At 61.5% G+C, this 26,755-nt stretch carries 19 protein-coding genes and 3 pseudogenes; 8 read left to right on the top strand and 14 right to left on the bottom strand.

Annotation, left to right across the window (positions count from 1 at the left end):
* Positions 1-68: 68 nt before the first annotated feature.
* Both OMP40_RS20605 and OMP40_RS20610 read right to left on the bottom strand, forming a co-directional pair.
* Positions 69-974 (bottom strand): nucleoside hydrolase, encoded by a 906-nt coding sequence (locus OMP40_RS20605; protein ID WP_277534165.1) that lies wholly within the window; start codon positions 972-974, stop codon positions 69-71.
* A gap of 182 nt (positions 975-1,156) precedes the next feature.
* Positions 1,157-2,270 (bottom strand): annotated as a pseudogene (locus tag OMP40_RS20610) (NADH:flavin oxidoreductase).
* Positions 2,271-2,654: 384 nt separating this feature from the next.
* Here OMP40_RS20610 and OMP40_RS20615 point away from each other — a divergent pair.
* A pseudogene (locus tag OMP40_RS20615) lies at positions 2,655-4,780 on the top strand (catalase).
* A gap of 447 nt (positions 4,781-5,227) precedes the next feature.
* On the opposite strand, the gene OMP40_RS20620 reads toward OMP40_RS20615, so the two are convergent.
* A complete protein-coding gene (locus tag OMP40_RS20620; protein WP_277534166.1) occupies positions 5,228-5,380 on the bottom strand; it encodes a hypothetical protein in 153 nt (50 codons plus the stop codon).
* A 329-nt stretch (positions 5,381-5,709) separates the two neighbouring features.
* On the opposite strand from OMP40_RS20620, the gene OMP40_RS20625 reads away from it, so the two are divergent.
* Both OMP40_RS20625 and OMP40_RS20630 read left to right on the top strand, forming a co-directional pair.
* Positions 5,710-7,800: a carbohydrate-binding protein gene (locus OMP40_RS20625; RefSeq protein WP_277534167.1), complete on the top strand. Its 2,091-nt coding sequence runs from the start codon at positions 5,710-5,712 to the stop codon at positions 7,798-7,800.
* A gap of 148 nt (positions 7,801-7,948) precedes the next feature.
* The gene (locus OMP40_RS20630; protein ID WP_277534168.1) at positions 7,949-9,241 is read left to right on the top strand and encodes a family 43 glycosylhydrolase; all 1,293 of its coding nucleotides are present in this window, start codon (positions 7,949-7,951) and stop codon (positions 9,239-9,241) included.
* 418 nt (positions 9,242-9,659) lie between these two features.
* On the opposite strand, the gene OMP40_RS20635 is transcribed toward OMP40_RS20630, so the two are convergent.
* The 5 genes from OMP40_RS20635 to OMP40_RS20655 are packed head-to-tail and all read right to left on the bottom strand — an operon-like array spanning position 9,660 to position 13,871.
* A complete protein-coding gene (locus OMP40_RS20635) occupies positions 9,660-10,811 on the bottom strand; it encodes an NAD(P)-binding domain-containing protein (protein ID WP_277534170.1) in 1,152 nt (383 codons plus the stop codon).
* Between the two features lie 20 nt (positions 10,812-10,831).
* Complete coding sequence (locus OMP40_RS20640) at positions 10,832-11,386, bottom strand: glycerate kinase (protein ID WP_277534172.1); 555 nt, start codon at positions 11,384-11,386, stop codon at positions 10,832-10,834.
* Positions 11,286-12,011: a glycerate kinase family protein gene (locus OMP40_RS20645; RefSeq protein ID WP_277534174.1), complete on the bottom strand. Its 726-nt coding sequence runs from the start codon at positions 12,009-12,011 to the stop codon at positions 11,286-11,288. The genes OMP40_RS20640 and OMP40_RS20645 overlap by 101 nt, the downstream gene beginning before the upstream one ends.
* Positions 12,012-12,050: 39 nt before the next feature.
* The gene (locus OMP40_RS20650; protein WP_277534176.1) at positions 12,051-13,127 is read right to left on the bottom strand and encodes a Gfo/Idh/MocA family protein; all 1,077 of its coding nucleotides are present in this window, start codon (positions 13,125-13,127) and stop codon (positions 12,051-12,053) included.
* A gap of 6 nt (positions 13,128-13,133) precedes the next feature.
* Positions 13,134-13,871, bottom strand: coding sequence for a ThuA domain-containing protein (locus OMP40_RS20655; RefSeq protein WP_277534178.1), 738 nt, complete (start codon positions 13,869-13,871; stop codon positions 13,134-13,136).
* Positions 13,872-14,032: 161 nt separating this feature from the next.
* On the opposite strand from OMP40_RS20655, the gene OMP40_RS20660 reads away from it, so the two are divergent.
* From OMP40_RS20660 to OMP40_RS20675, 4 genes are all read left to right on the top strand, one after another.
* A complete protein-coding gene (locus OMP40_RS20660; protein WP_277534180.1) occupies positions 14,033-14,947 on the top strand; it encodes a helix-turn-helix transcriptional regulator in 915 nt (304 codons plus the stop codon).
* A 250-nt stretch (positions 14,948-15,197) separates the two neighbouring features.
* Complete coding sequence (locus OMP40_RS20665; RefSeq protein ID WP_277534182.1) at positions 15,198-16,757, top strand: type 2 periplasmic-binding domain-containing protein; 1,560 nt, start codon at positions 15,198-15,200, stop codon at positions 16,755-16,757.
* A gap of 686 nt (positions 16,758-17,443) precedes the next feature.
* Entirely contained in the window at positions 17,444-18,574 is a 1,131-nt protein-coding gene (locus tag OMP40_RS20670; protein ID WP_277534183.1) for a CdaR family protein, read from the top strand.
* An 82-nt stretch (positions 18,575-18,656) separates the two neighbouring features.
* Positions 18,657-19,193, top strand: a complete 537-nt coding sequence (locus OMP40_RS20675; RefSeq protein ID WP_277534185.1) for a helix-turn-helix domain-containing protein — start codon at positions 18,657-18,659, stop codon at positions 19,191-19,193.
* A 90-nt stretch (positions 19,194-19,283) separates the two neighbouring features.
* Here the strand turns inward: OMP40_RS20675 and OMP40_RS20680 are convergent, their stop codons facing one another.
* The 4 genes from OMP40_RS20680 to OMP40_RS20695 all read right to left on the bottom strand — a co-directional run bounded on the left by OMP40_RS20680 (position 19,284) and on the right by OMP40_RS20695 (position 24,118).
* The gene (locus OMP40_RS20680; protein ID WP_277534186.1) at positions 19,284-19,910 is read right to left on the bottom strand and encodes a hypothetical protein; all 627 of its coding nucleotides are present in this window, start codon (positions 19,908-19,910) and stop codon (positions 19,284-19,286) included.
* Between the two features lie 287 nt (positions 19,911-20,197).
* On the bottom strand, positions 20,198-22,234 hold the full coding sequence (locus tag OMP40_RS20685) for an alpha-amylase family protein (protein ID WP_277534188.1): 2,037 nt from the start codon (positions 22,232-22,234) through the stop codon (positions 20,198-20,200).
* 29 nt (positions 22,235-22,263) lie between these two features.
* Positions 22,264-23,115, bottom strand: coding sequence for a carbohydrate ABC transporter permease (locus OMP40_RS20690; RefSeq protein ID WP_277534189.1), 852 nt, complete (start codon positions 23,113-23,115; stop codon positions 22,264-22,266).
* Between the two features lie 49 nt (positions 23,116-23,164).
* Entirely contained in the window at positions 23,165-24,118 is a 954-nt protein-coding gene (locus OMP40_RS20695) for an ABC transporter permease (protein WP_420872025.1), read from the bottom strand.
* Positions 24,119-24,610: 492 nt separating this feature from the next.
* Between OMP40_RS20695 and OMP40_RS20700 the strand changes: the two genes are divergently transcribed.
* On the top strand, positions 24,611-25,723 hold the full coding sequence (locus OMP40_RS20700; protein ID WP_277534191.1) for an IS4 family transposase: 1,113 nt from the start codon (positions 24,611-24,613) through the stop codon (positions 25,721-25,723).
* Positions 25,724-25,825: 102 nt separating this feature from the next.
* Here OMP40_RS20700 and OMP40_RS20705 read toward each other — a convergent pair whose 3' ends face one another.
* Together OMP40_RS20705 and OMP40_RS42030 are read right to left on the bottom strand one after the other, a co-directional pair.
* Positions 25,826-26,560: a helix-turn-helix transcriptional regulator gene (locus OMP40_RS20705; protein ID WP_277534193.1), complete on the bottom strand. Its 735-nt coding sequence runs from the start codon at positions 26,558-26,560 to the stop codon at positions 25,826-25,828.
* Positions 26,561-26,623: 63 nt separating this feature from the next.
* Positions 26,624-26,746: pseudogene (locus OMP40_RS42030) on the bottom strand (hypothetical protein); the annotation flags it as partial.
* Positions 26,747-26,755 lie beyond the last annotated feature (9 nt).

A 26,755-nucleotide genomic window follows, 5' to 3' on the forward strand; every position in this document is an offset into this window, starting at 1 on the left:
AGACAAGTCACCGAATCTGTCATGATCCTGCCTGACAGACGCGGTGACTTGACGCTGCGCGCTTATTTTCAGATAAAGACCGACAGCAGCTTCCCGACCGCCGTCCTGGCGTCGACGTCTACGCTGACCTGGATCGGCGTGCCGACGCTCGGGCTCGGCCTGAGGTCCGCGACCGTCATGCCGGCGCACAGCGCGCTCTCGCATTCGACGGTGACGCGCATCGTGCGGTTGGTGACGAGTCCCGGCTCTTCGGCGGCGAGCACCGTGAGCGGGTCGTGCATCGGCGCCGCGTCGACGAAGTGGTTGGCCTGCCGGTAGAACTCGAAGTAGTAGGCCATCGAGGTCCGCAGGAATTCGACGATCTCCCGGTTCTCGGGCCGGCAGCGCCGCTGCAGGAAGTCCAGGTGCTCCTGGGCGAGATGCGTCTTCATCGTGACGTCGAGCCCGATCATCACGATGTCGAGTCCGGATGCGAAGACGATATCGGCGGCCTCGGGATCGCCCCAGATGTTCGCCTCGGCGACCGGCGTGACGTTGCCGGCGACCTGAACGGCGCCGCCCATCACGTAAACCTGCTTGATCTTGCGCGCCAGCCCGGGATCCTTGGCGAGCGCGAGCGCGACGTTCGTCAGCCGTCCGAGCGTGATCAGGACGAGCTCGCCGTCCAGCTCGCCGGCCTTGCGGACGATGAAGTCTTCCGCGCGCTCGGCGAGCGCCCGCTGACCGGAAGGCGGCAGCTCGGCGTCGCCGATGCCGTTGTGTCCGTGCACGTGCGCGGAGAAGCCGGTCGGGGGCCGCTTAAGCGGACGGTCGGCGCCGATCGCGACGGGCACTTCGTAAGCGGGCGCGGCCAGCTTGACGATGCGCAGCGTGTTCTCCGTCGCCTGCCGTACGTCCACGTTGCCGAAGACGGTCGTGATGCCCTCGACGCGAAGCGCGGGGGGACTTGAGCGCGTATAAAATGGCGAGCGCATCGTCGATGCCGGTGTCGGCGTCGATGATGACTTTGCGGACTTGAGTCAAGGGAAACAGGCTCCTTTGTTCGTCGAATGCGCCGCGGCGCATAGGCCGCGCGTCTTCGAATTATAACACGGCGATTGTCCCGCAAGCATGCGAAAGGCGCGCGGATCTCTCCGCGCGCCTTCGTTTGCAGTTATCAGCTGAGCGATCCGAGCGCTTCCCGGGTGAACGCGCGGAGTTCCCCGGCGCGGTCTTCGCGGATCTTGCTCGCCCAGGAAGGATCGTTCAGCAGCGCCCGGCCGACGGCGACCAGATCGAACTCCCCGCGCGCCAGCCGCTCGACCAGCGCATCCAGCCCGACGTTGTCGGCGCCTTTGCCTTCGGCGAAGAGGCTCGTGAACTCGGAATCGAGGCCGACCGATCCGACCGTGATGGTCGGCTTGCCGGTGAGCTGCTTGGTCCAGCCCGCCAGGTTCAGGTCCGAGCCCTCGAACTCGGGCTCCCAGAAACGGCGCGTGGAGCAATGGAAAATGTCGACGCCCGCCGCCGACAACGGCGCGAGGAACCGCTCCAGCGCTTCCGGCGTCGGCGCGAGCTTGGCGTTGTAGTCGACCGGCTTCCACTGCGAGAAGCGGAAAATGATCGGGAAGTCGGGGCCGACGGCCGCGCGGACCGCCTCGATGACCTCAACCCCGAACCGCGTGCGGCCGACGATGTCGCCGCCGTATTCATCGTCGCGCTTGTTCGTGTTTTCCCAGAAAAACTGGTCGATCAGGTAGCCGTGCGCGCCGTGGATCTCCACGGCGTCGAAGCCGAGCCGCTTGGCGTCGGCAGCCGCCTGGGCGTATCCCGCGACGAGCCCGCGGATCTCTTCCTTCGTCAGCGGATCGGACACCCGCTCGCCCGTGAGGGACAAGCCGGATGGTCCGATCGGGTCGGCGTTCGACTCGGGGGAACTTATCGCGCTGGCGCGCCGTGCCCACATGCCAGATCTGCGGGGCGATCTTGCCGCCGGCCTCGTGAACTTCGCGAACGACGCGCGCCCAGCCTTCGAGCGCCGCTTCGCCGTAGAAGTGAGGAACGTCGCGGTCTGCGGCGGCAGCCGGGTGATTGATCACGGTGCCTTCCGTGATGATCAGGCCGACGTTGTTTTCAGCCCGGCGGCGGTAGTAGCCGGCCACGTTGGGGCCGGGAACGCCGTTCGGCGAGAAGCCGCGGGTCATCGGCGCCATGACGATCCGGCTGTCCAGCTCCAGTTTATCGCTGGAAAAGCGTTCGAACAGCGGCGCTGCGGTGGGGTTAACGGTCATGAATGTTCTCTCCTTGGGTGGGCGCGGCCCTTATTTTTATATATCTATAATTATAAATATATCGATGCAGTGGCACAAACGCAAGCAGCGGCATTGTGCGGCTCGTTGCGCCTATAGTATGTCCATCGTCCGCAGCGGCGCGACGCGAAAATCCCGGCTTTTTGCATGGAAACGAGCTCGGAGGAGATGATGGAGTTTGTATAGTAAATTCGGTTCGATCATGGCAGGGAGGGGCCGGCTGCGCTTCCCGGACGTGCCGTCTGCTTAATTCGCGCAGGTCCGGGGTAAAGAATTCCGTTAACCGCGGCACGACTACATAAGGCAGCGCGAGATAAGGACGAACGAGCTCTATAACGAGCCCGATATCGAGGAGGAAGCGATCGTATGGCCATGAAGGACAACGGCAAGCCGGAGAAAACGGTCAAGGACGAGCAGCTGGCGCAATATACGGTAGACGCGAAAGGACAGAAGTTGACGACGAACCAGGGCCTGCGCATGGCCGAGGACGAGTTTTCCCTCAAGGCGGGCGAACGCGGACCCACGCTGCTGGAGGACTTTCATTTCCGCGAGAAAATGACGCACTTCGACCACGAGCGCATCCCGGAACGGGTCGTTCATGCCCGAGGCTTCGGCGCGCACGGCTTCTTCCAGGCGTACGAGCCGCAGGCGGAGATCACAAAGGCGGGCTTCCTGCAGGATCCGTCCGTCAAGACGCCGGTGTTCGTTCGCTTCTCCACCGTCGCAGGGTCCCGCGGATCGGCCGACACGGTGCGCGACGTGCGGGGGCTTCGCCGTTAAGTTTTATACGGAGGAAGGCAACTACGATCTCGTCGGCAACAACATCCCCGTATTCTTCATCCAGGACGCGATCAAGTTCCCCGACTTCGTGCACGCGGTCAAGCCGGAGCCGCACAACGAGGTGCCGCAGGCGCAGTCGGCGCACGATACGTTCTGGGACTTCGTCACGACGAATACCGAGGCCGCTCACATGGTCATGTGGGCGATGAGCGACCGCGCGCTGCCGCGCAGCTTCCGAATGATGGAGGGCTTCGGCGTCAACACGTACCGCCTGGTCAACGCGGAGGGCGTGGCGCGCTTCGTGAAGTTCCACTGGAAGCCGGCGCTCGGCGTGCATTCGACCGTATGGGACGAGACGCAGAAGATCGCGGGCAAGGATCCGGACTTCCACCGCCGCGACCTGTGGGACGCGATCGAGCAGGGGAACTTCCCCCGAATGGGAGCTCGGCGTTCAACTCATCGAAGAGGACGAGGAGTTCAACTTCGACTTCGACATCCTCGATCCGACCAAGCTGTGGCCGGAGGAGCTCGTGCCGGTCCGGATCGTCGGCAAAATGACGCTGAACCGCAATACCGACAACTTTTTCGCGGAAACGGAGCAGGTCGCCTTCCACCCGGGTCATGTCGTGCCGGGCATCGACTTTTCGAACGATCCGCTCCTGCAGGGCCGCTTGTTCTCCTATACCGATACGCAGCTCAAGCGCGTCGGGGGGCCCGAACTTCCACGAGCTGCCGATCAACCGCCCAGTCGCGCCGGTCCACAACAATCAGCGGGACGGCATGGCGCGCATGACGATCAATCCGGGCCAGGTGTCGTATCACAAGAACGGACTGGCCGGCAACGCGCCGTCTCCTGCGACGGAAGCCGAGGGGGGGCTACAAGCACTATGCGGAAAAAGTGGAAGGACGCAAAGTCCGCGCGCGCAGCGACAGCTTCAAGGATCACTTCAGTCAGGCGGTGATGTTCTATCAAAGCTTGTCCGAGGTGGAGCAGCTGCACATTATCAAGGCATTTCAATTCGAGCTGAGCAAGGTGAAAAGCAAAGAGGTGCGGCAGCGCACGGTCGACGTGTTCGCGCAGGTCGATCCGGGCCTCGCGGCACAGCTGGCCGACGCGATCGGGGCGCTCCCGCCTGCCGATATGGCGCCGCCTGCAGTGACGATGCGTTCGCCGGCGCTCAGCATCATGAACAAGGCGAAGTCGGCGCAGACGCGCAAGGTGGCCGTGCTCACGGCCAAGACGTTCGGGGGACGCCGAGCTGCGGGAGGTGCTTGCGCCGCTCGCCGCGGCGGGCGTCACGGCGGAGCTCGTGAGCACGAAGTTGGGTTTCCTGCCGACGGATGCCGACGGGCAGGTCGAGGTGATGCACCATTTGGAGTCGGCGGATTCCGTCCTGTTCGACGCCGTCTACGTCGCGGGCGGACGCGAGAGCGTCGACGCGCTGCTGGCGCAGCCGCTGGCGGTTGATTTCGTCCGCCAGGCGTACCGCCACTACAAGCCGATCGCCGCGATCGGCGAGGGCGCGGACCTGCTGTCCGCCGCCGGGGTCGGCGCGCCGACCCCGGAAGGCGCCAAGGCGACGGGCTCGGCGAACCAGCCGGCCTGGAACGAGCCCGGCGTCGTCGTCGCGGGCGCGCCGGACGAAGCCTTCGCCAAGTCGTTCGTCGAAGCGATCGCGGCGCACCGGCACTGGGAGCGGAAGGTGCAATAAAGCGGCGCGGGATCGGGAAGAAGCAGCCTCTGCGGGGGCTGCTTCTTTTTGCGATCAGGCCGTTCTGCCTTCATGCGGTCAGCGGGCTCGCGGCAGGAACTCTCGGTCAGGAACAAACCGGTACTCTCGTATGCGGGCTCACGGAAGGAAGTCTCGATCAGGAACAAATTGGCGCTCTCGTATGCGGGCATGCGGCAGGAAGTCTCGGTCAGGAACAAACTTGTACTCTCGTATGCGGGCTCGCGGCAGGAAGTCTCGATCAGGAACAAACGTGTACTCTCGTATGCGGGCTCGCGTCAGGAAGTCTCGATCAGGAACAAACTGGCGCTCCCATATGTGGGCTCGCGGCAGGAAGTCTCGGTCAGGAACAAACTTGTGCTCTCGTATGCGGGTTCGCGGCAGGAAGTCTCGGTCAGGAACATTGGCGCTCTCGTATGCGGGCTCGCGTCAGGAAGTCTCGATCAGGAACAAATTGGCGCTCTCGTATGCGGGCATGCGGCAGGAAGTCTCGGCCAGGAACAAACTTGCGCTCTCGTATGCGGGCTCGCGGCAGGAAGTCTCGGCCAGGAACAAACCGGTGCTCCCGCATAACGTCAGCACTCCCCCTGGAAAGGCTTGGATCGTCCGCTTAAGTTCAATATTGCCTCCTTATCAATTCGCTATCCTGGATGTAAGCTTTTGTCAGATCGGTCTACATTGATAGGTAAGCCCTTACACCATCCGCCATGCTGCCGATCTCGAAGGAGGTGGATAAACGGCTTCCTGAAAGAAAGCGCGGCGCGGAAGCATGTGCGTCGCAGGGCGTCAAGATCGTCTAAAGCGGCAAGCGAATTTCATGAGGCGTACAGGATGGCGCATGCATGTTGAGCGAAGAAGGCGCACAGGCCGGATACGTCCGGCGATTTAATCAAACGAGGAGGCATGCATTGATGAACGTCAACCAACGTTTCCGCATGACATGGCCGCGCTTTTGCGCGGCGCTGCTGACCGCGGCGCTGCTGCTCGGCCAGTGGGCCTGGTCTCCGTCGGTCGCATCCGCCGCTTCCGCGTTCGTGCAGACGGCGGCGTCGGGCTACAGCAGCCAGTCCGGCATTCAGCTCGAGAGCTCGAGCGAAGGCGGACAGAACGTCGCGTTTATCGACAATGGCGACTATATCGCATTTTCGAACGTCGATTTCGGCAGCGGCGCGAGCACGTTCCAGGTACGCGTGGCGAGCAATGCGAGCGGCGGCGCGATCGAGGCGCGGCTCGACGGCGTGAACGGGACGCTGGTCGCCACGGCGCAGGTTCCGGGCACGGGAGGATGGCAAAATTGGACGACGGTGACGACGAACGCGTCTGGCGCGACCGGCGTGCACACGCTGTATTTGAAGTTTACGGGCGGCAGCGGCAATTTGTTCAATATGCTGTGGTTCAAGTTTGCGTCGGGATTGTCGGCCTTTAACCAGATCGAGGCGGAAGCCTACAACGGGCAATCCGGCATTCAAACGGAGCCGACGTCCGATGCCGGCGGCGGGTCGAACGTAGGCTTTATCGACAATGGCGACTATCTGACGTTCAATGGCGTCGACTTCGGCAGCGGCGCGTCCAGCGTTCAGGCGCGCGTCGCAAGCGCGGCCGGAGGCGGTTCGATCGAATTCCGGCTGGACAGCTTGACGGGAACGCTGATCGGGACCGTCGCGGTGAGCGGCACGGGCGGCTGGCAGAACTGGACGACGGCTAGCGGGCAGGTGTCCGGCGCGTCGGGGGTCCACAATTTGTACGTGAAATTCACGGGCGGGGCGGGCAATCTGATGAACCTGAACTGGTTCAAGTTCGGCACGGGCACCCCGACGTCGGGCGGCGACGTCGTCGGCAAGCTGTTCGCCGGCTACCAAGGCTGGTTCAACGCGCAGGGCGACGGCTCGCCGAACGGCGGGTGGGTCCATTGGTCCAAAAACAGCAGCGCGCCGACCGCCGGCTCGAACGTGAACTTCGAGCTGTACCCGGACATTCGCGAGTATTCGAAGCTGTATCAGACGAACCTGGCGAACCTCGCCAACGGCACGCAGGCCAAGCTTTTTTCCTCCTACGATCAGGAAACCGTCAACAAGCACTTCGAATGGATGCAGACGTACAACATCGACGGCGCGGCGCTTCAGCGCTTCGGGGCGGACGAGAGCGATACGCCTAACAACTGGAAGACGAATCGCGACAGCGTGGCGGTCAAGGTGAAGAATGCCGCCGAGACGTACGGCCGCAAATTTTACGTCATGTACGACATCACGGGCATGGACGCGAGCAACTGGGTGAACGCGGTCAAGCACGACTGGACGACGAACGTCGTGAACAATATGCATCTGACGTCCTCGAGCGCCTATGCCAAGCAGAACGGCAAAATCGTCGTTTGTATATGGGGGATCGGATTCACCGACCGTCCGGGCACGGCTGCCGAGCACCAGAGCCTGATCGACTGGTTCAAAGCGCAGAACGTCTACGTCATCGGAGGCGTGCCGACTTATTGGCGGACGGGCAACAACGATTCGAAGTCCGGCTTTATGAGCGTGTACGAATCGCTCGATATGCTCTCGCCATGGTTTGTCGGGCGCTTTGGCGCTGCCGACGTCGACAACTACAGTACGAACCAATACGGGCCCGATCTTACGTACACGCAGCAGCGGAACATCGCCTATCAGCCCGTCATCTGGCCGGGCTTCGCCTGGTCCAACATGACCGGAGGGCCGACGAATCAAATTCCCCGGCTCCATGGCGACTTCATGTGGCAGCAAGCTTATCGGCTGAAGCAGCTCGGCATCAACACCGGCTATATCGCCATGTTCGACGAGTACGACGAAGGAACGGCCATCGCCAAAGCGGCGGAGAACAGCGCGATGATCCCGACCAACCAGTACTTCCTGACGCTCAATGCGGACGGCGTAGCGGTATCTTCCGACTTCTATCTCCGTCTGGCGGGCGACATCAACCGGATGTTCAAAGGGCAAATTCCGGTCACGGCCTCGCATCCGACCACCCATCAATAAGGCATACGGCGGCTTACGGGAGATGCGTCTTCCGGGGCCGCTTTTCCGTGCTTACGGCTGCAAAGAAGACAAGATCGGCGGATTTCGTTTTCGATCGCCTCATGGGAGCGCTCGGAAGCTTGCCTTAAAATGAGGAGGAAAACGCGCGATGAGCGGTCAAGGAGCGTGCAGCATGAAAGGTAAAAATCCGATAATTACTTCGATTTACACGGCCGACCCTTCGGCTCATGTATGGCAGGACGGCAAAATTTACATTTACGCCTCGCACGACATGGACCCGCCGCGGGGCTGCGATCTGATGGACCGCTATCACGTTTTCTCGTCGGACGATATGGTGAACTGGGTGGACGAAGGGGAAATTCTGCGTTCGGACGACGTGCCGTGGGGACGACCCGAAGGCGGCTTCATGTGGGCGCCCGACTGCGCTTACCGGAACGGCACTTACTACTTCTACTATCCGCATCCGAGCGGCTCCGACTGGAACGACACGTGGAAGATCGGCGTCGCTACGAGCGACAAGCCCGCAAGCGGATTCGTCGACCGCGGCTATATCGAAGGACTCGGCGGCTTCGCGATGATCGATCCGTGCGTCTTTATGGACGACGACGGACGCGCATACATGTACTACGGCGGGGGCGGCGTTTGCCACGGGGGCGAGCTGAACGACGACATGATGTCCGTCAAGGGAGAGATGGCCGACATGATCGGCCTGGAAGATTTCCACGAGGCGGCATGGACGTTCAAGCGCGACGGCGTCTACTATTTGACCTACGCGGACAATCTGCACGACAACAACCGGATGCGCTACGCGACGAGCGAGCATCCGCTCGGCCCGTGGACCTACCGGGGCATCTTCCTGGAGCCGACGGGCTGCTCCACGACGCACGGATCGGTTGTCGAGCATAAGGGACAATGGTATCTGTTCTATCACAATCAGGCGATCTCCGGCATGGGGAACTTGCGCAGCGTTTGCATCGACGAGCTGCACTTCGACGAAGACGGAGCCATTCGCACGGTTAGGCAGACGGAGGAAGGCGTCCGTGCCGTCCAGACGGATGCTGCAAAGGAAAATGCGCGCGCCTTTTATCCGGCAGAGGGCTGCGGGACGTTCGGGGATGCGGCGGTCGTCGCTGCGGAAGAGGGCGTCTTTGCGGTCGTCGGCTTGGAAGGGGCTTCGTCCGGCTGCGAATTCCGCGAGGTCGACGGCGGACGCGGCGGCCGGGCGAATCTCGCGGTGCGCTATACGACGCGCGAGCGGCTGGCCAAACTGCGGCTGTTCGTCAACGGCGCCGACGATTCGTTATTGAACGCGCTGCGGGCGGAGGGCGGACATACTTCGCTCACCGTGCGCCTGAAGGCTGGAGCCGTTAATACGGTCAAGCTCGAAGGCGGTCATGGAGACGTGCGGATCGAAGGCTTGTCCGTCGAATGGCTGGATTAGCGCTATCGTGCAAAAGTGCATCATTCAAGGCTGGTATGGCGTCTTTTTGCGAGCTATCGCGCGAAAGTGCACGGTACCTCGTCTCTTTGAGCGAGAATGCGGGTGTTTCGAGTGAATATCCTGCACTTTTGCGCGGTAGACGGAAGGTCAAACGAGTGGGGCGCTTGATCGTGCACTTTTACGCGATAGCACGGCTTAGGCCTCTTCACCGGCGGCAAGCGACGACGGCGGAGCCAGAGGCGGAGCCAGAGGCGGAGCTAAAAAGAAAGCGTCCCCTCAGGCGGAAGTGCTCGAACCACCAAAGGGAAACGCATCGCTTGACGATCGTTAAATCGTAGTTGGAAGGGTGGCGTGAAACCTGGCGCGAAACCTGGCGTGAAACCTGGCGTGAAACCTGGCGTGAAACCTAGCGCGAAACCTATTCCGCCAGCACGATGTCCCACTCATGAATCTCGTAGCCTCTGGCGCCGAGGACGACGTACGGGTCCTGCTTCACCCAGGATTCGGCTTCCTCCAGGGAGCGCTCCTTGTAGATGACGAGTCCGCCGGCGCCGTCGACGAACCGGCCGTTGGCATGAAGCTTGCCTTCGGCGCGGCGATCCGCCAGGAACTGCAAATGCTGCTCGCGGAACTTCACGCTGAGCTCGGGGTCCTTCATCGGCAGGAAGACGGCGAAGTGCTTGATCGCCTCGCCCGGTTCATCGCGCTGGAGCTGATAACGCAGCATCGCGGCCATGTCCTGCTCGGCAAAGCCGTCGCGAACGGCGCCGTCGAGCAGGCCTTTGACGCGGCGCCCCGCGGACAGGCCGACGCCGGACTGCGCGGCGAGCTCGGCCGCGAGCGTCAGATCCTTGGCGAGCAGCTTGATGGCGAAGCCGGCTTCGAAGCGGCCCGGTCCGATATGGTTGCGGTAATGCCGGTCGAGGATGCGGCTGCTGGCGAAGCTGGCCAGCAGCACGTTCACCAGCTGCTCCTCGTCCAGGCCTGCTTTTCTGCCGAGCGCCAGCGCTTCGCTGACGGCCTGCGTATGGATGCCGACCATGAGCTGGTTGACCAGCTTGACGACGGAGCCGCTGCCGGCGGGACCGACGAGGTCGATCTGCTTGCCCATCGCGGCCAGCACGGGCTGCGCCAAGGCAAACGTCGCTTCGTCGCCGCCGACCATGATGCTGAGCGTCCCCGCGGCGGCGCCGGTCGTTCCGCCGCTGACCGGCGCGTCGAGGAAGCGGATGCCGCGCCCGGCCGCAGCCTCGCCGATCTTGCGCGACAGGGCAGGTCCGACCGTGCTGCAGTCGACCAGGATCAAGCCTTCCCTGCCTGCCGGGACGAGTCCGTCGGCTCCGAGATAGACCTCTTCCACGTCGGCCGGCATCGGCAGGCAGGTGACGATGAGGTCCATCTCCGCCGCCAGCCGCGCGCGATCTGCGCCGACACGGCCGCCCGATGCGGCCAGCCGTTCCTCGGCGGGCTTGCTGCGATTCAAGCCGTATACGTCGTAGCCTGCCTTGATGAGGTTTTCCGCCATCGGCAAGCCCATATTCCCCAGTCCGATGAATCCGATCTTCTTCAAGTCGTTCACGCTCCTCGGCGTTAAGTCTTCGTCTTGATCAATCTTGCGACATTGCGCGCGGTTCTGGTCAGATTGTCCTCGGCCTCGGCCAGGCACTCATCCAGCGTCGACGGCCTGCCGACGATCGGGAAGACGGCGGCGAACGTCTCGTAGAGCGGCTCGATGTCCGGGCCCAGGCCGCCGGACACGAGGATCGCGGGGACGCCTTCGGCCGCCGCCCATTCCGCGACGCGGAACGGCAGCTTGCCGCTCAGCGTCTGCGCGTCGGTGCGCCCCTCGCCGGTCAGCACCCAGTCGGCGCCCGCGATCCGCGCCTTCAGACCGGTCGCCCGGGCCGCTACCTCCGCGCCGGACTCGATCCGGGCGCCGAGCCGCAGCAGCGCGAAGCCGAGCCCGCCAGCGGCGCCCGCGCCAGGCCGCTCCGACAGACGCAGCCCATTCGCGTCGCTTGAGTTCGCCTCGGCTCCGCCCGCGCTAGGCCCGCCCGGCCGCTCCAGCAGCGCCGCATACGCGCGCATAGCCTCGTCGAGCTCCGCCGCTTGCTCGGGCGTCGCGCCCTTTTGCGGCCCGAACACGCGCGAGGCGCCCGCCGGCCCCGTCAGGGGGGCTCGTCACGTCGCTGGCCGCCGTGATCGCGCATGCCGCGAGCCGCGGGTCCAGGCCGCTCCAGTCGACCGCGGCTGCGCGCAGCAGATCGCCGCCCCGGCCCTCCAGCGTCCGGCCGCCGCGATCCGCGAAGCGCACGCCGAGCGCCGCAAGCATGCCCATGCCGCCGTCGTTCACGGCGCTGCCGCCGAGCCCGACGATCAGGCGCCTCGCGCCGCGGTCCAGCGCATGCGCGATCGCTTCGCCGAGCCCGCGCGAGGTCGCGGCGTACGGATCGCGGCGATCCGCGGGAATCATCGGCAGGCCGCATATATTCGCCGTTTCGATAACGTAGACCGGCTCGCCGTCTTGTTCGATCAGGCCGATGAGCGCCGTGGCCCCCGGCTCGAGCGGGCCGTGCACCGCGACCTCCTCGCCGCGGCCGCCGCAGGCCCCGACGAGCGCCTCGACGGTACCCTCGCCGCCGTCCGCCATCGGGACGACGTCGATCTCGGCGTGCGGAATCTCGCGTCGGATGGCCGCGGCCATGACGGAGCCGACCTCCCGCGAGGACAGGCTGCCTTTGTATGAATCCGGAGCAATGACGAAGCGCATTTCAGGTTCTCCTCCCAAATTTACAGCCAATATGAGATGCTAACCCCTATCATACGCCTGTCCGGGCCCGATGCGAACCTTTTCTCCGCTCCGCGCGCTCTCGATCGCCGCGAACACCATCGCCATGCTCTTGAGATTGTCCGAGCAGTCCGTCTCGGCCGGCCGGCCTTCGGCGAGCGCTGCCAGCATTTCGTCGAAGCAACCGTCGTGACCCTCGTGCCCGGCCCACGGCGCGGACGGTTCGACGCGCTTGTACGCATGCATCCTTGCTCCCGGCCCCAGGTGGCCTTCCGCCACGCTGCAATACGAATCGTTCGTCCCGTCCCAGATCAAGGTGCCTTCGGAGCCGACGACGCGCCAATCGCCCTGCCAGGAGGTGGGCTCGCCTTCGGCGCACCAGGAGCCGTTGTAGGTGAACACCGAGCCGTCGCTCATCTCGAAGATGCATACCGCGGAGGCGTTGCCCGCATACCAGGAATGGGAAGGGTTGAATTCATGACAGTATACCGACACGGGATCGGCCTGCAGCAGGTAACGGGCCTGATCGAACGTGTGGATCGCCATGTCCAGCAGCAGCGGATGGTCCATCGTCTCCCGGAAGCCGCCGAAGTGCGGGCCGAGGAAGAAGTTCGCCGTCGCATGCGACGGCTTGCCGATCGTCCCCTGCGCGATGAGGCCGCGCGCTTCCCGAATCTGCCGGGCGAAGCGGCGGTTCTGCATGACGGCGTAGCGGCGTCCGTGCCGCCGCACGATCTCTTCAATCTCGTAGGCGTCCGCCATCGAGACGGCCATCGGCTTCTCGCCGATAACGTCGCAGCCGAGCTCGACGGCGGTCGTCACGACGGTCTTGTGCACCTGCGGAATCGTGACGTCGAAGACGAGGTCGGCGCCGGTCTCGCGGATCGCCGTCCCGAGGTCGGTATAGCAGGGACAGTCGAGGCCGAATTCCCGAGCCAGCGCTTCGGCTGCGGGCAGATGGATGTCGACGAGCGCGGCGAGCTCGATGTCCGGGCGGCCCGCTGCGTACTTGACCCAGCGCCGGGCCATATTGCCGCAGCCGACCTGAACGAGGCGGAATTTGCGATCGGTTTTTAGAAACGCGCCGTTTGCGGTCATGCGCGTCTACGCCTCCTGCCGCGATTTTAGCGGCTCCAGCGGCTTGCGGTTGCCGAACAGCGGGGCAGGACGACCCGTCGGCGCCGCCCAATGAACGGCGTTGCGGATGACCTTGCGGATTTCTTCGTTGTAGTAGGTCGGATAAGTCTCGTGCCCGGGGCGGAAGTAGAAAATCTTGCCTTGTCCCCGCGTGTAGGTGCAGCCGCTGCGGAACACTTCGCCGCCCTCGAACCAGCTGACGAACACGAGCTCGTCGGGCGCCGGGATCTCGAAGCTCTCGCCGTACATTTCCTCTTGCGCAAGCTCGATATATTCCCCGATGCCCTCTGCGATCGGGTGGCCCGGCGACACGACCCACAGCCGCTCCTTCTCGTCGGCTTCCCGCCACTTGAGGTTGCAAGTCGTGCCCATCAGCTTCTTGAAAATCTTGGAGAAGTGGCCGGAGTGCAATACGATGAGCCCCATGCCCGCAAGTACGCGCTTGTGGACGCGCTCGACGATCTCGTCCGATACTTCGCGATGGGCCTTGTGTCCCCACCAGACAAGGACGTCCGTGTCCGCCAGCCGCCGCTCGGAGAGGCCGTGCTCTTCTTCGTCGAGCGTCGCGTATCCGATCGCCAGATCGTCCCCGAGACCTTCTCCGATTGCGCGATGGATGCCGTCCGGGTAGACGGCCTTCACCTTCTCGTTATTTTTCTCGTGACGGAATTCGTTCCAGATCAGCACGCGCAGTTTGTCCTTCATGCCGCCATCCTCCTCGTTTGCGTTCAGCCTTGACCCCCACATTATAGGCCTCGCCGTTCCGGCAAGAATAGTTCCAAAGCTGACCGATTATTCTCCAAAAATGACATGTGTGCTATACTTGGGACTCCAAAAACTTCTGTGCCCCGAGCGAGGTGTAAGCGTTGACAAATTTGGCGGACGATTTTCGCGAACCGGTCCGGGAAGAGGTCGTGGTCTATGGCCATCCGCTCCTGTACATGAAAATATGGGAGGTCGGCATGAACCCGCCGGCGCCCGCCCGGGAGGCGTACGGGCCCTGGCATCATCACAAGGAAGTGGAGCTGCTCGCGATGATCGAAGGCGGGATGGGGATGCAGACGCAGGACGGCTACATGCGTCTCGAGCCGGGAGACGTCGCGCTTTTCGGCGCCTCCCAGCTGCACCGGACGCATCGCGTCGGCGCTTCGCCGGTCCGCTTTGTCGTGCTGCAGGTCGATCTCGGCCGTCATATGGAGAGCGTCGCGCTGCCTTATCTGTACGGCCTGGGGGACGGAGCCGCGTCGCTCGAACGGCTGAACGGCCTGCTTCGCGACAAGCCGGAGGTTCGGCGCGAGATATACGATTTGATCGCGCATATGTACGAAGAATACAGCGGACGCGCCCGCGGCTACGCGCTGGCGCTCGGCTCCGCGATCCAGCGGCTGCTCTGGCTGTTCGTCCGGCACGACGACGAAGGGCTGCTGCCTGCTTCCGCGGAGCGGGAACTCCAGCGGCTGCGGCCGGCGCTGGACTATGTCGACCGTCATCTGCACGAACGGATCACCGTCGAAGAAGTCAGCCGGCTGCTCAATTTCAGCTATCATTATTTCATCCGCTACTTCCGTTCGGCGATGGGCTGCTCGTTCGTCGATTATGTCAACCGCAAGCGAATCAAGATGGCGGAGCGTCTGCTGCTGACGCGCGATATCAGCATCGCGGAGGCCGCGCTTCAAGCCGGCGTGCCGAGCATCGCGCAGTTTTACAAGCTGTTCAAGCGGTTCAACCGGTGCTCGCCGAAGGAATTCGTCGCCCGCATGAGCGTTCGCGCGGACGGCTAGCGCGCCGTTTTTCGACCGGACTTTTCTTACCCGAACGCCGCGGCCGCAGCCCGCAAGCCTTGCCCTGCCTGGGTTTTCGGCGGACATTTCTTTCGGTCGTCCCGAATCAAGTAATGTCCCTACCGCGCCTCGGAGATCGGACTTACGATGAGATGGCAGCGACAGATTCAGGCGACAGCGAGGCTAGCGCCGATCATTTTAATCCGGGGGAGGACTTGGTAGGATGAAGCCGATGATAAAGAGGGCTTGGTTGGCAACCGTACTTATGACAGCGATTGCAGGTACGGCGGCGTGCGGCGGAAACGGGAACAATAACGCGTCTCCGACCGGCAGCAGCGGCGGCAGTACCGGGAGTAGCGGCGCAACGCAGGCGAGCTCCCAGGGAGCCGGAAAGACGGAGGGCGGCGAGCCGCTTTCCATCCAGATGTTCGCCGGACTCTACAATGAAGTGCCCGACATGAACGACGCCTTCTGGACCGAATGGCAGAAGCGGACGAACACGAAGCTGAACGTCGAGTGGGTGCCGTCGGGCGACCTCGACACGAAGCTTGACCTGCTGCTGGCGTCGGCGCAGCTGCCGGAGGTGCTGGCGGCGCCCGACTTCAAGCGGCCGACGCTGATCAACGCGATCAAGGGCGGCGCGTTCTGGGATCTGACGCCGTTCCTCGGCGATTTCAGCAAGTATCCGAACCTGAAGAACAACGTGCCGGAAAATGCTTATAAATACCGGACGATCGACGGCAAAATTTATTCGCTGCCCGGTTCCCGTTCGCAGATCGACCCGGGCATCAAGATCCGCAAGGATTGGCTGGATAAGCTGAACATTCCGGTACCGACGACGCTGGACGAGTACGCGGACGCGCTGGTCAAGATCACGAAGGGCGATCCGGACGGCAACGGGCGCGCGGACACGCTCGGCCTGATCGGCGGCGGCGTCATCATCAGCGACGGCGACGCATCCTTCGCGTCGGCGTTCGGGGCGATGGAGCCGACTTACAACGACGAAGGCGGGCTCATTTACACGAACCTGAATCCGGGCTACACGGACGCCATCGCCTACTTCCGAAAAATGTACGAGATGGGCGCCCTGTCCAAGGAATTTTCCGTCATGAAGCGCACGCAGGCCCAGGATCTGTTCACGACCGGCCGCGCGGCCTCCTATACCCGCAGCATCTGGTGGGACAAGGAGTGGGAGGACCTGATCAAGAAAAACGGCCAGCCCGACGCCAAAATCATCAATCTGACGCTTAAGGGACCGAAGGCGTACGCGGTCAACCTGACGCTCGGCGGCACCGGCAGCTTCCTCATTTCCAAGAAGGTGCCGGAGGAGAAGGTATGGAAGCTGCTCGATTACTTCGAGAAGTCGGCTTCGACGGAGATGACGGATCTCGCTTACTACGGCGTCGAGGGCGTACACCATACGGTCGAAGGCGGCCAGAAGGTGCTGACCGAGCAGGGCGTGAAGGAAGTCAACACGACGAGCAAAAACGCGGGCGTGCTGGCTACCCAGAAGTGGGGCAAGGTCATCAGCGCGTCGGGCGACAAAGCTTACAACGACGCCAAGATCGCGGAGGTGCAAAACTTCGGCGAGATCGGCAGCATCGACCCGTTCGCTTACCTGATCTCCGACACCTGGAACGACGTCTGGGCGAAGTACCAGAACGAGTGGAAGTCCATGGTGACGCAGGCGATCGTCGGCCAGATCACGATGGAGCAATACAAGCAGTTCGTCGACAAGATCAACAACCTGCCGGAAGCCAAAAAAGCGTATAAAGAATTCGCCGAGAACTACAAGGCGATGAATCCGTAAACGCGGCAAGGCAGTACGCAGCAAGTCGGAAGGTGACCGGCCCGACAGCCGGTTGCCTTCCTTGTCTATCGCGCCCCAACCGCCGTTCCGAGGGAGGTCCTCATGAAGCAGCTTGCTGAACAAAGTCCGCCAAGCCGCCTACCGGGCTTTTCCGCGATCGAATTATTTCCGAAGACTCGTGTGGCTGGGATGCGTCTCCGTGACGGTGCCGATCCTGATCCTGGGCCTCGCGTATTACCGGTACTCCGTCAACAAGATCGAAGAGCAGTTCCAGGCGGACAGCCGCACCTCGCTGACGCTGCTTCAGGAGCGAACGGAAAACGCGATGACGGACATCGAGTATCAGTCGATGCAGCTCGCCGCGAACGCCACGATCCGCTCCTGGCTGGGCAGGCCGGGCTTCGCCGAGCAGTACGTGATCCAACAGAACCTTCTCGACTTGATGACCGTGCAAAAAAACGCGAGCAGCCTCGTACAGGATATCGTCTATTACGCCGGCGCGTCGGATACGGTGCTGTCCAACGGCTACGGGAAGACGACGCTCGAGGACTCGCCCGAGCGCGATAACATTGCGGCAGTCCTGAAGGGGGGCGCGAACCGAAGGCTGGACCTACCTGCCCGCTTATGCGAGCACCGGCTATATCTCGTACGTTCGCCAACTGCCGGTCATGCGGAACGGCCGGCCGATGGGCGCGCTGATCTACGAGCTCAAGGCGGCGGATCTGGGCAGACAGCTTTTCCAGTCGGGCATGTCGGGGAGCGACGAGTCGTATGCCGTCGTGGATGCGGACGGCACGATTTTGCTGCATTCTTCGGACGCGGCACTGATGGGCAAGCAAGCCGACTCGGTCGCGCTGTTCCGGAGCGTGCTGCCCGGCAGCGGCGGCGAGGGACAATTCGTCATGGGAGAAGCGGACGGCGGGAAGGTGCTGACGGCGACGTACAAGACGGCGCTCGGGCGGACCTATATCTCGATGCTGCCGGAGCGCGCGATCGCCGGCCAGCTCAATTGGATGCGCTTGTTCGTTCTGGGTTCGGTGCTCGTCATTTTGGTTTTCGGCATCGTGCTGACGGTCGCATCGTCCAAATTCGCTTACAGTCCGATCGACAAGCTTATCCTGTACGGCCGGCAGCTGCGGCACGGTCCGGGCACGGCAGGCGGGGGCAACGAGATCGGCTATATCCGATCGAGTCTTGCCTATCTGAACGACCAGGCCGAATCGCTGCGCGCGTATATCGAGCGGCTTCAGCCGGATCTGCGCGAGCGCTTCGTGCTGAAGCTGCTGACGGCGTCCGCGCCGCCCCGGCCGCAAGCGGTCGAGACGGAGGCGCAGGCGTACGGCATGTCTGCGGCCGGCGGATTCGCGGCGCTTATCGTACGGACCGAGAACCTGTTCAAGGAAAAGCGGTTTCTGCCCAGCGAAGGACCGATCATCGTGTTTGCGGTAAAAAACGTCATGCAGGAACTGCTGCAAGGCGGCCCCTTTTCAAGCGGCTACGTGGTGGGCAAGGAAGACAAAGAAGCCGTCGCCGTCCTTGGTTGGGAAGCGCACGTCAGCGAGGAAGAGGCTGCCTGCATGCTGGACGACTATGCGGAGCGCGTGTGCGAGGCGCTGAAGACGCACCTGTCGTTCACCGTATCGGTCGGCATCGGCGGCGTGCGCCACGGTCTTCATCGGCTGGCCGAATCGTATCGGGAGGCGGGGGGCCGCGCTGCAGCATCGCCTTTTCGACGAGCATCGCCGGATCTTCCGCTACGACGCGCTGCCCGAACCGTCGGGCAAGCTGACGACGTTCAATTATCCGAAGGAGCTTGAGCTGGAGATTACGGAGCATCTGCTGCAAGGAGAGCTCGGGCTGGCGGAGGCTTCTCTGGGACGTTTTTACGAGCGCATTCGGTTGTCCGAATCGTACAATACGGCGATGCATTGCTACCACATTCTGCTGTCGTCCATCATTCAATCGCTCGAGGAGATGGGCTACGGCGTGCTGGACAATCTCGGGGACAATCTGTTCGAGCAGCTCAAGGCGAGGCAGACGTATCGCGAGGTGCAGGAGTGGTTCGTGGATTTTCTGTTCCCGATGCACCGGCAGATCACCGAGGAGAGCCGGGCGAACGCGACGCGGATCGCCGTGCAGCGGGTGTGCGCCTATATCGAGACGCATCAGGGCATGCCATCGCTGATCGAATGCGCCGAATACGTGAGCATGAGTCCGTCCTACCTGAGCCGGCTGTTCAAGCAGGAGGCGGGGATGACGTTTATCGAGTACCTGATGAAGTACAAGGTCGATCGCGCGAAAAAGCTGCTGGAGGAAACGAATCACAGCGTGGCCGAGATCGCCGAGTTGATCGGCTACTCCGAACGCAATCTGAACCGCGCGTTCCAGCGGCATCTGTCCATGTCGCCGAAGCAGTACAGGATGTCGCTGCGCTAAGCGGTTGCCGCAAGAGGGGGAATTTCCACAAAGCACTCGAAAAAAGAGCAAAATTAAAAGCCATTTCAAAGGAAGTGGCTTTTAATCGTCTTAAGGAATCTCAAATCCTTCTACAGGTTCCATGGGTTTGAAGTAACCCTTTATGCAATTCGGGTTCAAGACGCAAATTTGAATATGATTTTTCTCCTTGAAGCCCGCTCCTGGATATAGCTCCCTACCTTCAAAAAATACGCCTCGGACTGAATCATACGGATTTTGTCCAGTTTCTTTATTGTATTCATGTACGGCTTGGATCACGGCACAGTCCAAATAACGTCTTAGCAGGTCCTTGCTTTCATTGCCGGTTCCGTACTTATTAACTGGCATTGGAGCACCAAGGTTTTCAAATTTGATTTTTAGTATCTCGTAGCCTCTTTTTAAAACATCTAACGAACTCTGCTCCAATAAGTTCAAGCAATGTCCCAAATCAATAATAGCTCCAACCGAAGCAGGTTCTTGGATAGGTTTTCTTGATCGGCCGGGGGAATCCTTTAGCATTTGAGCGTAATCAATGGCACGCTGAGGGTTGTTTTCCCAGAAGTAAATGCCGGGACCGAGCCAGTCGTAATCATTGTCGCTGGAACGCATTTTATCGTTATGCAGCAAAATTTGATCAGCGACGGTTTTATCGCAGCCATGAAAGCCAAGTACAAAATTCGGTAAATTGGAATACATCATTTTTCTTGATATTGTGGCGTAAGCTTGCCTTCCTTATCAACGATGCCTGCCTTTTGTAAGAACTCCAAGGAATCCTTACGCGGTTCGGCACTGATTTTTTTTAATGTACTCATCCATGTCACGAATGTACTTTTTCATTTCGGCTGTTGTCATGCTATCCACCTCACAAGACAGATTAATTCAATTATAACATAGAAGAAATCATCTACCTATGGGCTACATGATTAGAGTGCCCAGAATTTAAGAAAGGGTAAAGCGCTCTGTGGATGACAGCAGTTTTTGCGGTTCTACGGTCGTCCGGCCTCCTCCGTCCGAATTAGAAGACACTCCCACACCTCCAGCTTCGGAATGTCGATAACCGCAGCACCTTCCTCCTCGCTATAACACAGCGCGTCCTCCGCGATCAGCCTGCGCACGCCGACGACGCGGCGGCCGGGTAGCCGCAGCTTCAGCGAGAGATCGTGCAGCGGGAGGTTGGTGGCGAGCGGCCTTCTGCCGGCGCCATTGACCAGGTGGACCAAGACGTATTCGTCCCGCTCGAACAGCGTGAGCTGCAGGCCCTGGTAATTGGTGACTTCCACGAGCTTATCCGCACCCAGCGCCAGGTCGATCGCGTTGGCGAGCAGCTGGTAATGCTCGCCGAGCTTGAACTCGTTGAGCATGCCGCTGAGCGAGAACGGGAAGTACAGGAAGCCCCCGAGTCCGCTCGGGCGATGCAGCGCCAGCGGCAGGTCGGTGCGGATCACGGGCAGCGACGCGCGTTCGGGCGGCGCGCCCACGCATTCGAGCGGCGCGAACGGCGGGACGAGCGTCGCCAGCACCCGGGTCTCCGCCGTCGGCTGAGCATAATAGACGGCGCCCCGCAGCGCGAGCAGCTCCGTGTCCGCTAGCCCGGCCTGGAGCGGATTGTCCGCGCCCTCGAACCGCAGGTAGGCGGCCGACAGCAGTTCGCCGGCTGCGCCTTGATCGCGAACGCCGAGCAGGTCCCGCCACGCGGGATAGTCGGCGGCATCGCCCTCGGCGATGACGTGACCGCCTGCAGCGGCATAGCCGGCCAACGTGGCGGCCATGCCTTCGGTCAGCGCCAGACCCTCCGGCGCGATCAGCGCCTTGTAGCGCGACAACCGCTCCGGCGTCGCCTGCTCCTCGAGCAGCACGTCGAACGGGATCTGGCGGTTGATGAGGCCGTCCGCCCAGCCTTCGGCAGCTGCGTTCGCCGTCCATAGAAGGGCGACCTGCGCCAGCGTCTCTGCGCCGTCCATGTACGGTTCCACCTGGGCGAAGTCGCGGTTGAGCGCCGCGACCGTCTCCAAAATCCGCTTGTCGCCGATCGTCTCCGGGATGCCGGTGAGCGAATGCCAGATGCTGCCCCCGTGCGCCGGAATCTGCGACAGCCAGAACCGGTATTCCGCCGGCGGCAGGCCGGTGTGCCGCCACTCCATCCCCGGGCTGGAGTGGACGATGCCGAGCGGCGCGGGAACGTCGTGCGCGGAGCGGCCGAGCTTGATGCTGAGCGCCGGTTTCCAGAACTCCGGAATCTTCCGGTGACCCTCCGACAGGACATCCTGCGGCTCCGTGCATAAGAGATCGGTCGTCTGCAGACGGTCGTACAGGTTGTCCTTGTACAGGTTGTAGTACAGAATCATCTGGACTTCCGGCCGCTTGCCCTTAATAAAGCGATACATCTTGTCCATGTTGTCCCGGATGCACGTCGAAGGCCAGTCCGCCGCGAAGGACGCCGGGTCCGCCGGCAGCGGCACGCCGTACAGCCGCTCGTATTTGCGCTTGCAGATGCCGCACCAGCAAGGGAGGAAGTGCGGCGCGTTAAAAAAAACGGCGTCCACGTCGTACCGCGACAGCACCTCGTCCAGCACCGGGACGGCGACGTCTTCGTTGCGGTAGCCCGCGTTGAGGCAGGTGCTCATGAGAAGCGACCATGCGCCGGGGCGGTGCGCGCCGATGATCTCCGGCTGTCCGTCCGGCTTGCGCACGAACCACCCCGGCCGTTTCAGGTAGACGATGTCGTCCGTTTTGCTGAAGTCGAGGCGGGCGATGAAGCGGATGCCCTCATCGTGGCAGGCGTCTACGACCCCTTTCAGCAGATCGAAGTCCTGCGGCAAATATTCGTTGACATGATGGCCCTCCACCTCGGAAGGGTACCAGGCATAGATGCCGCCGACGTTGAACACGAGCGCGGTCGCTCCGAGCTCCTTCATCTGGCGCGCCAGGCGGCGAGGCTCGATCAGATGCGTGTCCTTTACCTGAAGATTCGTCTGTATGATGCGCTGGGGCTTGTGCCACCAGCCGCGTTCGTTGTTTTCCAAAATAAATCGACCTCCAGCGTTCGTAATATTCAGCCCTTCACCGAGCCGAGCATGATGCCCTTCGCGAAGTGCTTTTGCAGAAACGGATAAACGAGCAGGATCGGCGCCATCGCCAGCATGATGGAGGCCATGCGGATCGTCTCCTGCGGGACCGAGCGCTCGTCGCCGCCGGCGCCGGCCATCCCGGCGTTGTCCGAGTCGATAACGAGCGTTTTGACGAGCACCTGCAGCGTCCACTTTTTGGCGTCGGAAAGATAGATGAGGGCGTTGAAGTACGTGTTCCAGTGGGAAACGGCGAAAAACAGCGTGAACGCCGCGACCGCCGGCATGGACAGCGGCAGGACGACGCGCAGGAAGACGCCGATGTCGGAGCAGCCGTCGATACGTGCCGCATCCTCCAGCTCCGAAGGGAGCGACTCGAGGAAGCTTTTGATGATGATCAGGCTCCAGGCGTTGGTCAGCACCGGCCAGATGAGCGCCCAGTACGAGTTCAGCAGCCCGAGGTTTTGCACCAGCAGGTAGTTCGGCACGATGCCCGCGCTGAAGACGAGCGTGAAGATGACGAAGCCCATCATGGGGCCGCGTCCCGGCACGTCCTTCTTCGTCAGCGCGTAGGCGAGCGAGAAGGTGACGATCAGATTCAGCACCGTGCCGACGGCGGTGATGAAGACCGTGCTTTTCAGCGCGTTGGCGAAGCTGTCCGTCGACAAAATGTAGGAATAGGCGGCCAGCGACCATTTCTCCGGGAAAAGATAGAAACGAAGCGGCACGTACACTTCAGGGTCCGTGAACGAAACGCTGAACACGTACAGGAACGGGAATACGCAGACGAGGGAAATGACGGCGAGCAGCGTATAGTTGATCCAATCGAACGCCGTCATCTTTTTTGCGCGAAACGAAACTCATGGCGGTATGCCTCCTCCCGGCGGGTCAGTAGATGCCTTCCTGGCCGGATTTTTTGACGATATAATTCGATGTCATCACGAGCACGAAGCCGACGACGCCCTTGAACATGCCGACCGTCACGCCGGTGCTGATCTGTCCGCGCAGGATGCCCTGCGTATACGCGTACGTGTCGAACACCTCCGCCACTTGCATGACCAGCGGATTCATCATCAGGAGCATCTGCTCGAAACCGACGTCGGCCATCTGGCCGAGGCGCAGGATGAGCAGGATGAGGATCGTCGGGCGAATGGCGGGCAGCGTGATGTGCCAAATCTGGCGGAAACGGCTTGCGCCGTCGACGACCGCGGCTTCGTACCGCTGCGGATCGACGCCCGCCATGGCGGCGAGGAAGATGATCGTGCCCCAGCCGGCTTCCTTCCACATCGTCTGCGCCGTGATGAGACCCCAGAAATACTTCGATTCGGACAGGAAGCTGATCGGCTCGTGTCCGGCTTCGCCGATGAGCTTGTTGACGATGCCGACGTCGGTGGACAGGACGAAAAAGGTCATGCTCGCCACGACGACCCAGGACAGGAAGTGCGGCAGGTAAACGATGGATTGGTTGAAGCGCTTGAAGGCGCCGTGCCGCACCTCGTTCAGCATGAGGGCGAGCAGGATGGGCAGCGGGAACATGAAGACGAGCCCGAAGACGTTGATGGCGAACGTGTTGCGGAGCATGATGTAGAAGTTGCGGTCGGCGAACAGGTCGGCAAAATGCTTGAAGCCCACCCACTCGCTGCCCGCGAAGCCCGAATAGGGATTGTAGTCCTTGAACGCGAGCAGCAGACCCCACAGCGGGGTGAGCTTGAACAAAATAAAAAACAGTACGCCCGGCAGCGCGAGCACATACATCGCCCGATGCTTGACGATGCGCGCGCCAAGCCTGGACCAATAGCTTTTTTCCTTTCGGATCGGCAATGCGGTGAGCGCCTTCTCCATGATCCGAAGCACCTCGTTTCCGTCCGTTGGCGGACCTAATCTGATCTGCCTCCATTGTAGGCGCGCGTCGATCAGCGGAATACGGACATAAATTGAAAAGGACCGGCCGCGGCGGCCGGTCCTGCATCGATGCAATTGATGTCCGCGCGACGCGGCGGGCGGGGGACGAAAGAGCCCGGCATGGCGCGGGTTGATCCGCGTCGGATCGGAGATCTGGCGGGCGGCGGTAAAGAAATGTCCGGTGAGCGGGGGCGCATAAATGCGTAATTCGCGGTTCATCGCGATCAGTGAAGAAGCGCAGTTCGGACCTCGTTCGCCATCTCCGTATGCGCAAGGCCCGCAGTCAGTGCTCCGCCCGCCGCCTCGCATACACCCCGCTATAGCTCAAATTTGTACGCCTGTTGATTATCAAAAAAATGGTAGCAAAAAAGACCGCTCATTCCTGTAAAGTGTTTGTACCCCTACAAACCTTACGGAAGGTGAGACGGTCTCATGAACTATCGTACAATGTTCGCCCCTATTCTTCAATCCTTCATTCCTAACGAAGAGATTCAACCTCTGTTACAGCAGGCCAATTATGTCGATACAGCAAGGAAATTTACAGTCTACGAGCTCTTTATTTTTCTTGCTGAAGCGGCGCTTGGGCAATGGGATGGCTATCGGGACGGAGAAAAGCGGATGGTCGCCTGTGGGCTGCGCCAAGCGGATCACTCTACGATCTCCAAAAAAGCGAAAGAGGTTCCGTTCAGCGTCTTTAAGCAACTGCTTCATCTGTTGATTCGTAAATGCAATCGCTCCACGCGCCGGCGTCTTCGGCTTCCGAAAGAACCGCTGGCGGTCGATTCCACGACCATTTCCGCCGGTCACAATCGACTGCCTTGGGCGCCATCGGCCAAAGGAGAGAAGAGCGGCATTAAGCTGCACGTATCTTTGTTGACAGAGACCGGCGAACTCCATCGTGTAACGGAATCGACGGGAAAACAGCATGATTCGACCATATGCAGTAGGGTAACAGACCCAAATTTCATTCTGGTTGCGGATCGTGCATACGGAAAGCATAAGCAATTTGATACCTACATGGAGCAGGAGCAACGGCAGTATTTTGTCATCCGGGTGAGATACAACACGTTCCTGCATGAGCCTGTTTATCGCGATCGAAAACGTCCCTACAAACATACGATTGAGCAAGATTTGACCTGCCAACTCGGAACAAAGGCGCGCTTGACCCGCCATCGATTTCGGGTCGTGAAGCTAAAGGATCCCCAAGGCAACCCGGTTGTTCTCGTGACCAACTTGCACCGTCCCTCGGCGGAGAAAATTGCAGAAATCTACCGACAACGGTGGCAAATCGAAGTATTTTTTCGATGGATTAAACAGCATTTGAATGTGCCCAAACTATTTGGAAGGACACCGAATGCCGTTTACGGACAATTATATACCGCCTTGATCGTATACGTGCTGCTTCAGTACGTGTATGTGCAGGGAAATAGCCAGGTTCACCCCAGCGCACGGTTGTCTTTTGCGGCGTTTGACCGACTAATCAGCTTGGCTGCCTTGCCTCCCGAATGGGTGGTTTATTTGGCTCACCATTTATCACTACCATGACCTAGATACTGGTAAATCAACAGGCGTACAAATTTGCGCTATTCTGCAACGCCCGCAGTCAACGCCCCGCCCGCCCCCTCGCATATGCCTCGCTTCGCACGTTCAGGTCGACCTGCGGCCGCGCGCGAATTCCGAAGGCGTCATGCCGGTCTTCTTCTTGAACGTCTTGAAAAAATAGCTGGCGCTGTTGAAGCCGCACAAGGCGGCGATGTCCTTCATGTCCTCGCGCCCGTCCTCCAAGTACGCCTTGGCCCGCTCGAGGCGGGCGTCGGACAAATATTCGGCGAAGCCGATTTTGACCTCGTTCTTAAACAGGGTGCTCAGGTAAGCGCCGCTGATGCCGATCCGCTCCGCCACCTCGGTGAGCGAGATGCTGTCCGCGAGATGGCTGCGGATATAACGAATCGCCTCCGCGGTATATCCGGAGTAGTGTCCCCCTTCGTCGGCCTGCAGCAGCTCGAAGTACCGCGCGAACAGCGAACGGAACCAAGCCTTGACCTCCTCCAGCGTCTCGAAGGCGGCGAGCCGCTCGTGCGGCGGAACCGCGTCCGCATAGAGCGCTCCCAGCTCCAGGCCATGCTCGCGGATGGCCCGGTGCAGCAGGCTGAGCAGGTCGTTGAACAGCAGCTGGGAGCCGGCCATGCTGAGCGCTGACGTCTTGACGCGCTCGAACAGGCGATCCAGTATCGCGAGCAGGCCGGCGGCGTTCCGCGTTTTCAGACAGGCGAGCATGTCCTTCTCCGTCCCGATCTCAAGCCCCGCCAACGCTTCGTTGTCTTGCACGATGGACGCGCTTCGCAGCACGACGTTTTTCCCCAGGTGAAAACGGTCCTGCATCTGCTTTTCCGCCTGCTTGTAGCTGTGCGGGATCTGGGCGGGCGTCGCGCAGGTCGGCCCGATGCTGAAGCTGGCGGAGAGATTCAGGAAGGTTCGCAGACAGCTCGCGATGCGGGAGATCGCTTCGCCGACGGCGAGCGACAGCGCGGTCTCGCTGCGGACGTTGGGGAACGAGAACAGAAGCACGAACCTGTC

Source organism: Cohnella rhizosphaerae (assembly GCF_029525575.1).
Classification (GTDB): Bacteria; Bacillota; Bacilli; order Paenibacillales; family Paenibacillaceae; genus Cohnella; species Cohnella rhizosphaerae.

Bases quoted from the DNA above. Each gene is read 5' to 3' on its own strand.
- OMP40_RS20605 (WP_277534165.1), bottom strand. From the start codon at position 974: ATGCGCTCGCCATTTTATACGCGCTCAAGTCCCCCCGCGCTTCGCGTC.
- OMP40_RS20625 (WP_277534167.1), top strand. From the start codon at position 5,710: ATGAACGTCAACCAACGTTTCCGCATGACATGGCCGCGCTTTTGCGCG.
- OMP40_RS20630 (WP_277534168.1), top strand. From the start codon at position 7,949: ATGAGCGGTCAAGGAGCGTGCAGCATGAAAGGTAAAAATCCGATAATT.
- OMP40_RS20645 (WP_277534174.1), bottom strand. From the start codon at position 12,011: ATGCGCTTCGTCATTGCTCCGGATTCATACAAAGGCAGCCTGTCCTCG.
- OMP40_RS20650 (WP_277534176.1), bottom strand. From the start codon at position 13,127: ATGACCGCAAACGGCGCGTTTCTAAAAACCGATCGCAAATTCCGCCTC.
- OMP40_RS20655 (WP_277534178.1), bottom strand. From the start codon at position 13,871: ATGAAGGACAAACTGCGCGTGCTGATCTGGAACGAATTCCGTCACGAG.
- OMP40_RS20670 (WP_277534183.1), top strand. From the start codon at position 17,444: ATGGGCGCGCTGATCTACGAGCTCAAGGCGGCGGATCTGGGCAGACAG.
- OMP40_RS20680 (WP_277534186.1), bottom strand. From the start codon at position 19,910: ATGATGTATTCCAATTTACCGAATTTTGTACTTGGCTTTCATGGCTGC.
- OMP40_RS20690 (WP_277534189.1), bottom strand. From the start codon at position 23,115: ATGACGGCGTTCGATTGGATCAACTATACGCTGCTCGCCGTCATTTCC.
- OMP40_RS20695 (WP_420872025.1), bottom strand. From the start codon at position 24,118: ATGGAGAAGGCGCTCACCGCATTGCCGATCCGAAAGGAAAAAAGCTAT.
- OMP40_RS20700 (WP_277534191.1), top strand. From the start codon at position 24,611: ATGAACTATCGTACAATGTTCGCCCCTATTCTTCAATCCTTCATTCCT.
- OMP40_RS20705 (WP_277534193.1), bottom strand. From the start codon at position 26,560: ATGCAGGACCGTTTTCACCTGGGGAAAAACGTCGTGCTGCGAAGCGCG.